Source organism: Methylophaga sp. UBA678, assembly GCF_002299105.1.
Classification (GTDB): domain Bacteria; phylum Pseudomonadota; class Gammaproteobacteria; order Nitrosococcales; family Methylophagaceae; genus Methylophaga; species Methylophaga marina.
Genome location: NZ_DBNG01000009.1, coordinates 24,316 through 37,395, shown reverse-complemented (window position 1 = coordinate 37,395; position 13,080 = coordinate 24,316). Strand labels below are relative to the sequence as shown.

At 45.8% G+C, this 13,080-nt stretch carries 11 protein-coding genes; 5 read left to right on the top strand and 6 right to left on the bottom strand.

The genetic code is table 11. The features are described from left to right. The first annotated feature begins 41 nt into the window (after nt 1–41). On the top strand, nt 42–218 hold the full coding sequence (locus B3014_RS04760) for a DUF6435 family protein (protein ID WP_289243747.1): 177 nt from the start codon (nt 42–44) through the stop codon (nt 216–218). An 18-nt stretch (nt 219–236) separates the two neighbouring features. On the opposite strand, the gene recQ is transcribed toward B3014_RS04760, so the two are convergent. Beyond that, nucleotides 237–2,363, bottom strand: a complete 2,127-nt coding sequence (recQ, locus tag B3014_RS04755) for a DNA helicase RecQ (RefSeq protein WP_289243748.1) — start codon at nt 2,361–2,363, stop codon at nt 237–239. A 176-nt stretch (nt 2,364–2,539) separates the two neighbouring features. On the opposite strand from recQ, the gene B3014_RS04750 reads away from it, so the two are divergent. Continuing rightward, on the top strand, nt 2,540–2,887 hold the full coding sequence (locus B3014_RS04750; protein WP_289243749.1) for a cupin domain-containing protein: 348 nt from the start codon (nt 2,540–2,542) through the stop codon (nt 2,885–2,887). Nucleotides 2,888–2,986: 99 nt separating this feature from the next. Here the strand turns inward: B3014_RS04750 and dinB are convergent, their stop codons facing one another. Beyond that, nucleotides 2,987–4,075 carry a DNA polymerase IV gene (gene dinB / locus B3014_RS04745; protein WP_289243750.1) on the bottom strand — a complete coding sequence of 363 codons (1,089 nt, stop codon included), beginning with the start codon at nt 4,073–4,075 and terminating at the stop codon, nt 2,987–2,989. Between the two features lie 209 nt (nt 4,076–4,284). Here dinB and B3014_RS04740 point away from each other — a divergent pair, with 209 nt between their 5' ends. Further along, complete coding sequence (locus B3014_RS04740) at nt 4,285–5,784, top strand: AmpG family muropeptide MFS transporter (protein WP_414683046.1); 1,500 nt, start codon at nt 4,285–4,287, stop codon at nt 5,782–5,784. A gap of 5 nt (nt 5,785–5,789) precedes the next feature. Then, nucleotides 5,790–6,377: a hypothetical protein gene (locus B3014_RS04735; protein ID WP_414683045.1), complete on the top strand. Its 588-nt coding sequence runs from the start codon at nt 5,790–5,792 to the stop codon at nt 6,375–6,377. Nucleotides 6,378–6,380: 3 nt separating this feature from the next. Here the strand turns inward: B3014_RS04735 and ppnN are convergent, their stop codons facing one another. Continuing rightward, nucleotides 6,381–7,739, bottom strand: a complete 1,359-nt coding sequence (ppnN, locus tag B3014_RS04730) for a nucleotide 5'-monophosphate nucleosidase PpnN (protein WP_289243753.1) — start codon at nt 7,737–7,739, stop codon at nt 6,381–6,383. A gap of 88 nt (nt 7,740–7,827) precedes the next feature. Beyond that, complete coding sequence (locus B3014_RS04725; RefSeq protein WP_289243754.1) at nt 7,828–10,506, bottom strand: bifunctional acetate--CoA ligase family protein/GNAT family N-acetyltransferase; 2,679 nt, start codon at nt 10,504–10,506, stop codon at nt 7,828–7,830. Between the two features lie 68 nt (nt 10,507–10,574). Here B3014_RS04725 and B3014_RS04720 point away from each other — a divergent pair, with 68 nt between their 5' ends. After that, a complete protein-coding gene (locus tag B3014_RS04720; protein WP_289243755.1) occupies nt 10,575–11,492 on the top strand; it encodes a histone deacetylase family protein in 918 nt (305 codons plus the stop codon). 67 nt (nt 11,493–11,559) lie between these two features. Here the strand turns inward: B3014_RS04720 and B3014_RS04715 are convergent, their stop codons facing one another. Both B3014_RS04715 and B3014_RS04710 read right to left on the bottom strand, forming a co-directional pair. Continuing rightward, nucleotides 11,560–12,075, bottom strand: coding sequence for a single-stranded DNA-binding protein (locus tag B3014_RS04715; protein WP_286305732.1), 516 nt, complete (start codon nt 12,073–12,075; stop codon nt 11,560–11,562). Between the two features lie 244 nt (nt 12,076–12,319). Beyond that, nucleotides 12,320–13,069, bottom strand: a complete 750-nt coding sequence (locus B3014_RS04710; protein WP_286305731.1) for an IclR family transcriptional regulator — start codon at nt 13,067–13,069, stop codon at nt 12,320–12,322. Nucleotides 13,070–13,080: the final 11 nt, after the last annotated feature.

Below are 13,080 nucleotides of genomic sequence, written 5' to 3'. Positions count from 1 at the left end.
GACATAACTCTCTGACTTATTTATTCATCAGAGAGTTATGTATGTGGTCATTATTCAAGTCCGATCCAGAGAAAAAGTTAAAAAAGCAACTAGCGCAAAAGCGTGAACAGGCATTAACTGCTCAGCGTAACGGTGATATGCGACTGTTTGCCTCGCTGACACAGGAATCTGAGGCAATATTGAAGCAGTTACAACAAGTGCAGTCTGATAAAGCCTGAACTTAGTCTATGTGTACTCTAATACATTGAGGCAAGCACGCAACGAATTACACCATAATCATAAGCTTCATCCAGCGCCTGATAAATCGCTTTGAGGCTCTGCGACTCATCGCCTAAAGATTCAATGGTGAGCACAATTGTGTTGAGTTCGGCATCTTCCAGGTCTAATACGTCTTTCACATCCAGCAAGCCGGCGTTGATGCCTTCAGCCAAATGACTATAAACCGTGCTGAGCTTTAAATCACGCTGTTTAGCAATGTTATCTATGCCATGTCCCTTTTCAAGTAATAACAGCGTGTCATTAATGGTGTCACTCAAGCCGTTATTGAGTAATTCTGATAAGGGATGCTGTTGAATCACCTCTAAAAACGCATGACCATAATGATTGAGTTTCTGCTCGCCCACTCCGGAAATCCGTTGCATTGCCTCCATATCTGCAGGCCGGTAACGACACATTTCCAACAATGTCGCATCATGAAAAATAACATAAGGTGGCACACCATGCTGTTTGGCTATATCAGAACGTAATTGACGCAAGGCTTCCCATAGACGCTCGTCTTGTGGGCGAACAGAGGTTTGTCTTTTACTGGCTTTAGCCGTAGATTTTTTTGGAGGCTGTTTTCTTAATTTTAATGTTTGCTCGCCGCGTAATACGGGCCGACATTTTTCTGTCAGTCGTAATGCGCCATAACGTTGAATATCAATATCGAGATAACCTGTGGCAATTAACTGACGGAAAATACCGCGCCATTGTGTCGCATTCAGTTCAGTGCCGATGCCATAAGTGCTTAACTTATCATGCTGGTTGTGTTTGATACGTTCATCGCCACTACCCAGTAACACATCGATTAAATAATTCACCCCAAAACGCTGCTCAGTGCGGTAAACGCAGGATAGGGCTTTCTGTGCCATTTCTGTCGCATCAAAGCTTTCTGGCGGCGTTTGGCAGTTATCGCATTGGCCGCATTTTTCAGAAGCTTCTTCATCAAAATAGGCCAGTATGGCCTGACGACGGCAAGTGATGAGTTCACATAAACCGAGCATGGCATCTAATTTATGCTGTTCAACCCGCTTGATCATATCGGGCGCATTAGAGTCTTGCATAAACTGCCGCAGGGTAATGACATCCTGCAGGCCATAGGCCATCCAGGCATTGGCCGGTAAACCATCGCGACCCGCGCGGCCGGTTTCTTGATAATAAGCTTCAATATTTTTCGGCAAATTCAGGTGAGCGACAAATCGCACATCGGGTTTATCAATACCCATACCAAAGGCGATGGTGGCGACAATGATCACACCTTCTTCGTGTAAAAAGCGCTGTTGATGTTTAGCCCTGATGTCATTAGATAGGCCGGCATGATAAGGCAGGGCAACCCGACCTTGCTCCTGAAGCCACTCAGCAATGGCTTCTACTTTTTTGCGAGACAGGCAATAAACAATACCGGCATCGTTGACGTGATGTTCCTGAATAAACTGCCAAAGCTGTTGTTTGGCTTGCGTCGCTTCCGTAATCGCATAAAAAATATTAGGCCTGTCAAAACTATTCAGATAAACATTGGCTTGCTGCAGATTGAGCTGTTCAATGATTTCCTGACGCGTACGTTTATCCGCTGTAGCAGTCAGGGCGACACGCGGCACATTGGGAAATCGCTCATGAAGCAAGCGAAGCTGTTGGTATTCAGGGCGAAAGTCATGTCCCCATTGCGACACACAGTGCGCTTCGTCTATCGCAAACAAAGCAATACTGACACGACTCAACAAAGATAGTGTGCGTTCATTTAATAAACGCTCTGGGGCGATATACAGCACATCAATCAGTCCAGCTTCAAGTTCTTGCTCGACTGTACGGGCTTCATTTGCTGAAAGACTGGAGTTCAGAAAAGCGGCTTTTACACCTAATTCGTTTAACGCCACCACCTGATCCTGCATCAGGGCAATTAACGGTGACACCACAATTCCAGTGCCTTTTCTGATAAGTGCCGGAATCTGATAACAAAGCGATTTACCACCGCCGGTTGGCATTAATACCAGAGCATCACCACCATGGATAAGGTGCTCAACGATATCCTCTTGATTATGTCGAAAGGCATCGTAGCCAAAGATGTTCTGTAGCACGTCCAGTGCGGGTTGTCCTTCAGTATGCATAGATAAATCAGTGATTAAAGCAAAGGGGCATTATGGCAAATATGACTTCACTCTGATATCGAATATGAACAGCAAATTCGGTTTATTACAGAAATACAGGCAGAATATAGGATCTTCAACTTTCAGCTCATGCCAAACATGGCAGGTTTTAAGCAAATTTATATCTAGGAATCTAAATGAAAAACATTACCGTGGACAGCAATCCCAGCGAAGCACAATTAAAACAGATGGGCGTCGACCATTGGCCCACTTGGGAAAAAGAAGTCTCTGTCTTCCCTTGGTCATTTGTCACCACTGAAGTGGCATACATTGTGGAGGGTGAATGTGTAATGACGCCCAATGATGGTGGACCTGCAACCACATTTAAAGCCGGGGATTTAGTGGTTTTCCCCAATGGTTATAAAGGCACATGGGAAGTGAAAAAAGCTTTGAAAAAACGCTTTAAACATAGAGATGGCAACTTTGTGAAATGTGCGTTTAGCCGTTATAAAATCCTGAAAAATCGTATTAAATCGGATTTTTAGGAAATACTGCTTGGCATAAAAAAGGAGGGAGGAGCTCAATGTCGTTATTAAGCTCACATTGGGGTTCCCCCTTCAATCCAATTCTAGGGTGCGTGGTTTTTAAAACTGATCATGCAGTTCAAAGTCCAGCTGTGGTTGAACAGTTTCTGTAGAAGGCAAATCAAACCCACTCATACTTAATCCGACCAGTCTTACTGGTTTATGACCCGCCTCTGTTTTCTCCAGCAACAACGGAATAATCTTTTTTAAGTCAGTCAGTTCAATGATGTGCTCGGCGCTGTGTGCCCGGGTGACTTGTTGAAAGTCAGCATATTTCACTTTAACGGTGACGGTACGTGCTTTCAGGTGTTGTTTATCCAAACTCTCAAACACGCGTTCAGCCAAATCGAGCAGTTTGGCGGTTAATTCAGGAATCGAGTGAATATCTTCTGCAAAGGTAGTTTCTTTACCGAGTGATTTACGGATACGTTGGCTACGAACCGGGCGGTCGTCGATAGCTCGGGCGATGTTGTAGTAATACTGACCCGCCTTGCCGAAACGCTCAGTCAGTTCGCTTAATGATTTCTCACGCAGGTCCTTGCCGGTATGAATGCCGAGATTATGCATTTTGGTTTCTGTGGCAGGGCCAACGCCATGAAATTTACCGACAGGAAGATCGGCGACAAAGACTTCGCCTTGCTCAGGTCTGATGACATAGAGCCCGTTGGGTTTATCCATATCTGAGGCAATTTTGGCGAGGAATTTATTGTAGGAAACACCAGCAGAGGCTGTGAGTCTAGTTTCCTGCAAAATCTCACGTTTAATGGCCTGGGCAATCAATGTCGCTGAACCATTAAAGGCCTCGGTATAGGTGACATCCAAATAGGCTTCATCGAGAGATAAAGGCTCAACTTCACTGGCATAGCGCCAGAAAATATCACGGATTTGGCTTGAAACTTCACGATAGGCATCAAAACGCGGCGGCACAAACAGCGCATGGGGGCATAAGCGATAGGCGCGCGAACAGGGCATGGCCGAGTGAATACCATATTTCCTGGCTTCATAACTACAGGCTGCGACCACCCCACGGCTGTTAGGCTGGCCACCAACAATCAATGGTTTGCCTTTGTATTCCGGGTAATCACGCTGTTCCACCGAAGCAAAAAAAGCATCCATATCAACGTGAATTATTTTGCGTTGCTTAGCCATGAGGTATCAAGGATATCAGAAGTCTGTTCTCTTAATTTTCTCATTATCGTTGACTTCATGATGAGCAGCAATGTTTTGTGGCTATCTGCATCTCAAGCAACAAAAGTGGAACCAGATATACTTCAATGTTACTTTAGCTGATTCAACGCGATCTGAGACCGATTTTGATAGCACGACTACGTTCATGGCATGAGAGTTTACAGGCATTTATGCACCCTCGGGTGCTCACAATGCTTGTGTTTGGCATCATGGCGGGCCTGCCGTTATTACTGATTTTTTCTACATTGAGTCTATGGCTTGGCGAAGTCGGTATCGCAAAAAGTGAAATCACTTATTTCAGCTGGGCAGCCCTAGGGTACTCGTTTAAATTCGTCTGGGCACCGCTGGTCGATGTGATGCCCTTACCGATATTAACTCGTCTGCTCGGCCGTCGTCGTGCCTGGTTATTATTGTCCCAATGCATGGTAATGGGCTCCATTATTTTTATGGCAATGGTTGATCCAGCCCAAGATTCTTTGGTCTGGATGGGCGTAGCAGCCGTATGTCTGGGCTTTTCCTCTGCTACTCAGGACATTGTCACCGATGCCTACCGTATTGAATCTGCCAATGCTGAACTGCAAGCGATGATGTCGGCCAGTTACATTGCTGGTTATCGAATTGGCATGTTAGTGGCAGGTGGTGGCGCCTTATTCCTGGCTAGTTATTTTGGCACCGGCATGGACCAATATCATTTTGAAGCTTGGCAGCTGACTTACTGGAGCATGGCCAGTTTATTTTTGTTTGGCATTGTGACCACCTTGATCATTGATGAGCCCAAGCAACAACAGGAATCAGCGTTGATCAATCGTCGCCATCATGTGCGATTTTTTATTACCTTTTTGCTGGCGGTGAGCGCCTTTATCTGTAGCTTTGCACTGACAGCAGATGTAACGGATCAGGCGAAACAAAAGCTGAGTATGTTGCTCAGTAACCCTCAGTTGGTGTCAGTTATTATCGAATTGATCCGGCTGGTATTTGCCGGTTTTGCTGCAGCCTTGGTTGCGATGCTGATGACACAAATAAAATTTATCGATAAACAAAGTGTGACTCACAGTTACGTGGCGCCTATTCAGGACTTCTTTACCCGTTATGGCTGGTCTTTAGCTTGGTTATTATTGGCTTTAGTAGGCTTGTATCGGATTTCAGATATTGTGCTTGGGGTGGTGGCAAATCCACTTTATCAAAGCCTGGGGTTTACCAAAAATGAAATCGCCACTGTGGTGAAAACCTTTGGTGTGTTTATGACCATCTTCGGTGCTTTCTACGGTGGTATATTGGTTTTGCGTTATGGCGTGATGCCGATATTGATGTTGGGCGCGGTGTTATCTGCTATTACCAATCTGTTATTTATGCTGCTGGTGCAAAGCGGGCACGATATAACCATGTTGTATGTGGTGATTACGGCTGATAATTTATCGGGTGGCCTGGCGAATGCCGCCTTTATTGCCTTTTTATCCAGTTTGACCAATATCTCTTTTACCGCTGTACAGTATGCGATTTTTAGCTCGTTGATGACCTTAATCCCCAAAGTGTTGGGCGGTTATTCAGGCTCTATGGTCGAATCCATCGGTTTTGAAAACTTTTTCTTGATGACGGCCCTGATGGGGCTGCCGGTCTTATTGCTGATTATGCTTGCTGGCAAACGCTTTAATCTCACTACTCCCCAATGACCCTAGTGAAATGGCTTTTGTTGATTGTGCTTGTCGTTGTTGCTGTAAAACAATGTCAGCATAAGCAAGAAGTCAGTTTAGGGCCGGGTGTTAAAGTGGCTCAGGCGCCAGTGCAATCACCGCTCAGTCAAGCGATACCGTTTAAGTTTGAAGGGTATCAAATCACACCACTGGCATACTTTTCACTACAAGCGAAAGTGTTGGGCCGTGAAGATTATCGTTTAGACAGAGAAAGTGACTTATCACCTACAGACTTAGCATTGGGCTGGCTTAAAATGTCAGATGAGAACGTATTAGCGAATATTGATATCAGTCAGTCTGGCCGTTGGTATTACTGGCAGGTACAACAGTTTCCGATACCGCGACGTGAGATTGAAACCCAGAGCGCTAATATGCACCTAATTCCAGCTGATAATGAAGTTGGAGGAGCGTTAAAGAGAGTTAGGAAAGGACAAATTATCGCCTTAGAGGGGCAGTTGATACAGGCAAAAGCCACCGATGGCTGGTCATGGAAGAGTTCTATGACCAGAGATGACACCGGTGCTCATGCTTGCGAAGTGGTTTATGTCACATCGTTTAAGATTATTGAGTAAAGGTTATCCCACCAATTTGTAACATGGTTGATATACGCCTTCTCCTTGACCTAGTTTCATTCGTTGTTGCTTAACGAAAATATGGAGGAGATTATCAATCGCACGCATGATGCTGGGATCGCCCTTAAGCAAATAGGGCCCATATTTCGCCACTTCTTTAATACCAAAACTTTTTACATTACCTGCGACAATGCCAGAAAATGCTGAACGAATTTGGCTGGCAAGCAGGTGCTTAGGCAGTGATGGATCTAAATTTAATGCGGCCATATTTTCATGAGTAGGAATAAAGGGCTGCTGCAGCATTGGGTCAATATGTAACTGCCAGTTGTAGTAATACGCTTCTTCCGTTTCTCTACGGTTATCATGGACTTCAGCTATGGCCTGTTTGACTTTGTGGCCGACGGTCTCTGGTTCACCAATCACGATTTCGTATAAGTCACTAATCTCATCACCCAAGCATTGTTTTAGGAATGCATCCAGTGTGTCGAAGTAATCACGGCATGATTCTGGCCCGGCAAAGATTAACGGGATACCGTATTTATTTTCCGGATGAAGCAGAATACTGAGTAAATAGAAGATTTCTTCTACGGTGCCAACCCCGCCGGGAAATACCACGATAACGTGACCTAGACGAACAAAGGCTTCCAGACGTTTTTCAATATCCGGCATGATAACCAGTTCATTGACGATGGCATTGGGTGATTCAGAGGCAATGATGCCCGGTTCGCTAATGCCAATATAACGACCATGAGTGATTTGCTGTTTAGCATGACCGACGGCAGCGCCCTTCATGGGGCCTTTCATGGCGCCAATACCACAGCCGGTAATAATATCCAGCCCTCTCAAACCAAACTCATAACCGACATGTTTGGCATAGTCATATTCTTCGCGGGGAATAGAGTGACCGCCCCAGCACACCACCAGATTAGGCGAGACATTTGGCCTGACCATATTGGCATTACGCAAGATACGGAAGACTTTATCGGTGATTTTCGCCGAGCTATTGGTTTCTTCTGCCAAAATTTTAAAGTCAGTGTAGACAATATCGCGTAATACCGACGATAAATGCTCCTGAATACCGCGAATCAGCGTGCCATCAACAAAGGATTGGGCTGGCGCATTAAAGATTTCCAGCATCACACCACGGGGTTGTGACTTTAGGCGGATATCAAAATCCGCATAGAGTTGCTGAATTTCTTCGGCATCATCTTCATGGCTGTCAGTGTTGAGAATCGCCAGAGCGCATTCTCTGAATAGTTGGTGTAGCTCAGCGCTGGGAGAGCTGAGTTTGATGATTTCTTCCTGTGATAACAGGTTAAGACTTCGAATCGGACGAACAGTGGTATAAGGGATTTTTTTCATTCACACGCCTTCTTTGGTGGTTACTATTTGATGCTCCCACTCTTGTTACTAACAATCAATGGTTTTCAGATAATTTTTGCTTGCAGCTCTACAAATACATGGATGCCAGTCTTATCGATGGCTCTTCCAGGCTGGCTGTCACGCTAAACCCTAAGCTTTCGACCAGTCGTTGCATGGGTTGATTACTGGTGAGAATTTCACCCTCCATCAGGCTAAATCCTTGCTGACGGGCACTGGAAATCAAGGCCTGCATCAGTCGTGTGCCAATACCTTTATGTTGCCATTCATCAGCAACAACCAAAGCAAACTCACAGCTGTTGCCATCCGGGTTCATACTGTAACGGGCGACACCGACTTCAATTTCTTCATTGTTTTCCATGGTCACTGCCATTAAAGCCAATTCGCGGCTGTAATCAAGCTGTGTAAAACGTATCAACATATCTTGCGACAATTCGTTGAGTTCTTGCATAAAGCGGAAGTAGCGAGATTCTGTAGACAGTTTTCGAAAAAAGACCTGTTCAATCAGCGCATCTTCGGGGCGAATAGGACGGATAATAATATCCGTGCCATCGGCTAACTGTTCCTGCCTGGTTAAATGCGTTGGATATGGATGAATGGCCATATGATCATAGCGGTGAATCGTCTTTACATGATGTGCAACGACGATTCTGACATCTAAAGCGAGTACTCCGCGTTCATCGACGACCAGTGGGTTGATGTCCAGTGATTCAATTTCTGGCAATTCACAAACCATTTCAGACACCCGTAACAACACTTGTATTAAAGCGTCACGATTCACGGCAGGCATATCTCGGAACTCGCCGAGCATAGCGGCAATTTTGGTTTGGTTAATCAGCTTGTCTGCCAGGAACGTGTTTAAAGGTGGCAGAGCGATAGCGGTATCTTGCAAGACTTCGACTTTGACACCACCGGCCCCAAATACAATCGTGGTACCAAACACTGGGTCACGGTTAACACCGACCAGACATTCTCTACCGAAGGGATCGGTATACATCGGTTCGATACTGACGCTGAATGTCTTCATATCCGGGAGTTTCTTACGCACCGCTTCCTGTAATTCTTTGTAAACCAGTCTGACGGCGGCCGCATTATTAATATTTAACCGAACACCACCTACATCGGTTTTATGCTGGATATGACGATCATTGATTTTCATCGCCACCGGATAACCAAAACTCTCTGCTGCGACCAACGCTTCATTGGCGCTGTGGCACTGAATGCTCAAACTAACCGGGATATCAAAAGCATGTAACAAGGCTCGGGATTCAGCGGTGGTTAGGGATTGTCGATTTTCAGCCAGTACACTCTCGATAATCAGTCGCGCACCCTCAATATCCGGTTCGCTGTGTGATGATAATGGGCCTGGTACCTGCATTAATAATTGCTGGTTTTCATAAAAGCGCGCGAGGCAGGCAAAGGCTTCCACTGAGGATTCCGGATCAGAAAAACAGGGCACATGATGACGGGCAAATAAACGATCCGCACTGGCAATAAGCTGTTGACCCATCCAGCAAGCCAGAACGGGTTTTGAGCTTGTCTGGTGTGCATCAATAACGGCTTGTGCACAGGCATCAGGATCGGTCATGGCTTGTGGAGACAGCATCACTAATACCCCATCAATGCCTTCATCCTGCAAGCAGGCATTTACGGCTGCTTTATAGCGTTCTGGTGAGGCATCGCCAAGCACATCAATCGGATTACTGCGCGACCAGTGATGAGGTAATACTTTATCCAGGTTGGTAATTGTCGTTTCCGACAGGTTGGCTAACTCAATGCCTAAATCAATCGCTCTGTCGGTGGCCATCACCCCAAGGCCTCCGCCATTGGTGACGATCGCCAAACGCCGGCCATGCACCCGACATTGAGTGGCTAATAACTCAGCGGCGGCAAAAAGCTGCTGAATGGTATCGGCTCTGACCACACCAGCTCGTTGAATTGCGGCATTAAATACATCATCACCACCCATCATTGCACCGGTATGCGTTAAAGCCGCCTGTGAGCCAGCTTGATGGCGGCCTGCTTTGATTACAACCACCGGTTTCATGCGTGAAGCAATCCGTAGCCCGCTCATAAAACGGCGGGCATCGCGAATACCTTCGACATACAGCAGAATACTCTGGGTTTTGTGATCCTGAGCTAGAAAGTCGAGCAGATCACCAAAATCAATATCAGCGGCATTACCCAATGAAATAATGGCAGAAAACCCGACCTCATTGGCGGCCGCCCAGTCTAGAATCGCCGTACATAAAGCGCCTGATTGTGAAATTAAAGCTAGTTGCCCAGGCGCTGCAGTATTTTTACTAAAGGTGGCATTCATGCCAATATTGGGGCGGATAAGGCCAAGACAATTAGGTCCGAGAATTCGGATATTGTATTGCTGGGCTGCCTTAACGACATCGTGTTCGAGCTTGAGACCTTGTCCCTGACCTTCACTGAAACCCGCCGAAATAATGATGGCCGCTTTCACTCCGGCATGACCACATTGATGCATGATGGCTTCTATGGTGCTGGCGGGGGTAGCGATAACAGCCAAGTCCACTGCTTCATTAATGGCTTCCATATTCGGGTAGCAAATATGATCATCAATACGATCATATTTAGGGTTCACGGCATAGACGGGTCCGTTAAAGTCAGTATCAATCAGGTTGTCAAACACCCGTCTGCCAACCGCATCTGTGGTCTGACTGGCGCCAAATACAGCAATTGAGCGAGGTGAAAACAGACGGTCTAAAAAATGTGTGGTCATATCACTGGTCCAGTTTCCTGATACGATTAGCTTACAAAAACTTTATTACGATTGTTTAAGGTGTCGTTATGACTATCGCGTTTATCTCTCATGCTGACTGTGCATTGCACGAAACGACATCATATCACCCGGATACGGCAGAAAGGCTTGCCGCCATTCATGATCGCCTTATTGCCAGCGGCCTGGAAATGATTATGCATTTTTATGACGCGCCGATGGTCTCTGTAGAGCAATTATGCCGTGTCCATGATGCTGATTATGTCAGTGAGATCTTTCAGAAGTTGCAAGACAATGAACGTGTTTGGCTGGATGCTGATACCTTGATGGTATCCGCGTCATTAACAGCGGCACAGCGCGGAGCCGGTGCTGTTGTAAAAGCAGTCGATTTAGTGATGAGCCAAGATGCAAATAGCGCCTTTTGTTGTGTCAGGCCGCCCGGGCATCATGCCGAACATAATAAGGCGATGGGGTTTTGTATCTTTAACAATGTTGCTGTCGGTGTGGCTCATGCAATAGCTCAATATGGTCTGGAGCGAGTAGCTATTATCGACTTTGATGCACACCATGGTAATGGCACAGAAGATATTTTCCGAGGTAATGAACAAGTCCTTTTATGCAGTAGTTTTCAACATCCGTTTTACCCAGATACTGGCGTGCCCGGCAAGCATGACAACATGATTAATATTGGCCTAGCTGCCGGGACCAGCGGTGAACAGTTTCGTCAGTTGGTTGAGCAGCAATGGTTACCGGAGCTGGAAACATTTCAGCCCGAATTGATTTTTATTTCTGCCGGATTTGATGGGCATCGGGAAGACGATATGTCAGATCTGGACTTAGTGGAAGAGGACTTTGCCTGGGTGACCCGTGAAATGAAAAAAATAGCCGATAACTATGCTCAAGGTCGGATAGTGTCAACACTTGAAGGCGGTTATGTCATGTCAGCATTAGGACGCAGTGTGGCCAGTCATATTGATGCTTTGTTATAAAATTTTCTGATCTGAAAACACAAAAAAGCCCTGAAAAACAGGGCTTTTTTTATTGGCTCAGACAAGTCTAGAACGGAATATCATCGTCGTAATAGTCGTCACCACCGCCACCATAATCAGGACCTGCAGAGGATGAGGCCGGTTGTGGTGCGTTATAGCCGCCAGATTGTTGTTGAGGACGTTGGTCAAACGAAGTATCACCACCGCCGGCATTGTAGTTACTGCCACCACCTTGATTACCACCGCCGCCGCCACGGCTATCCAGCATCGTCATTTCGTTACCCACGATTTCTGTGGTGTATTGATCTTGCCCCTGCTGGTTCTGCCATTTGCGGGTCTGAATACGACCTTCAATATAGACTTGTGAGCCTTTGTGCAGGTACTGCTGAGCAATTTCACCCAGCTTATTGCGTAATACTACACGGTGCCATTCAGTGCGCTCCTGACGCTCACCGGTTTGTCTGTCTTTCCAACTTTCTGAAGTGGCAATACGTAAATTACAAATTGAACCACCATTAGGGAAGGCGCGACTCTCAGGCTCTGCGCCGAGTCGTCCGACCAGAATGACCTTGTTTACTGACATGGCTTGTTCCTTGGTTTAATGGGGACTGTCAAATCTATGCCGATGTTGCTGAACATCGGTCAAGTGACCGTCTCGGTGTAAAAAAAACAGTTAAAAGCATTTCTACCGTCAACCACACTATGGTGGGTAGAAAAAGGATTGCTAATGAGCAGGGATAATATCATCTCAATCGCTCATGCCCAATACAAAATAGAATGTTGATGACTAGGGTCGTATTGCGAGCAACTGTACTGAGCACAGAAATTTAAGGCTTAATACTTTCTTCCACTTCCGCTTTACACGCAAGCAATGCTGAAGTGACCTTAGACATATTTCTATTAAAACGAATCGTCGGTAGGGAAACGGCAATAGAATAATGATCGGTCATCTCTGCATTAATTGCCACACCGACAGCACAAATGCCCTCTGCGTGTTCTTCAATATCGACAGCCCAGCCATTTTTGCGAATGAGGTCTAGATCCTGAAAAAGAGTGTCATAAGATATATGACTCGCCTCTGTTTGTTGTATCCACTTATCGTCAATAATCGCTTTAACTTCGTCATTACTTAAAGAAGCAAGAACGGCTTTGCCATGAGCTGAAGTGTATACAGAAAAAGCTTTTCCAAGCGGTGAGGCTACCCGGAGCTCTTGCTGACTGATAATGTGATCAACAGACAGCGAATGCTGACCTCTGAAAATGCACAGTTCAACCGTTTCTCCGGTTTTATTAGCCAATGTATTTAAGTGTGTTCTTACGACACTGATAATCTCAGCATGCGCTACTCGTGTCAGTTGTGATAATGCTGGACCTAGATAAATATGATTATGAGAGTGGATAATAAATGCCTCTCTCTCAAGAGACGATAGTAGCGGCTCAACTGTTGATCGTGGCAGCTCAGTCCGGCGTATTAACTCATCCATACTTAGCCCAGCAGGGTGATGTCTTAAAGCAGTAAGAATAGCTGCAGTGTTAGAAATAACCTGACCCTGATTGTCTCTTGACTTGTCGATCATTATTTCTCAAT

Bases quoted from the DNA above. Each gene is read 5' to 3' on its own strand.
- B3014_RS04760 (WP_289243747.1), top strand. From the start codon at position 42: ATGTGGTCATTATTCAAGTCCGATCCAGAGAAAAAGTTAAAAAAGCAA.
- recQ (WP_289243748.1), bottom strand. From the start codon at position 2,363: ATGCATACTGAAGGACAACCCGCACTGGACGTGCTACAGAACATCTTT.
- B3014_RS04750 (WP_289243749.1), top strand. From the start codon at position 2,540: ATGAAAAACATTACCGTGGACAGCAATCCCAGCGAAGCACAATTAAAA.
- dinB (WP_289243750.1), bottom strand. From the start codon at position 4,075: ATGGCTAAGCAACGCAAAATAATTCACGTTGATATGGATGCTTTTTTT.
- B3014_RS04740 (WP_414683046.1), top strand. From the start codon at position 4,285: ATGCACCCTCGGGTGCTCACAATGCTTGTGTTTGGCATCATGGCGGGC.
- ppnN (WP_289243753.1), bottom strand. From the start codon at position 7,739: ATGAAAAAAATCCCTTATACCACTGTTCGTCCGATTCGAAGTCTTAAC.
- B3014_RS04725 (WP_289243754.1), bottom strand. From the start codon at position 10,506: ATGACCACACATTTTTTAGACCGTCTGTTTTCACCTCGCTCAATTGCT.
- B3014_RS04720 (WP_289243755.1), top strand. From the start codon at position 10,575: ATGACTATCGCGTTTATCTCTCATGCTGACTGTGCATTGCACGAAACG.
- B3014_RS04715 (WP_286305732.1), bottom strand. From the start codon at position 12,075: ATGTCAGTAAACAAGGTCATTCTGGTCGGACGACTCGGCGCAGAGCCT.
- B3014_RS04710 (WP_286305731.1), bottom strand. From the start codon at position 13,069: ATGATCGACAAGTCAAGAGACAATCAGGGTCAGGTTATTTCTAACACT.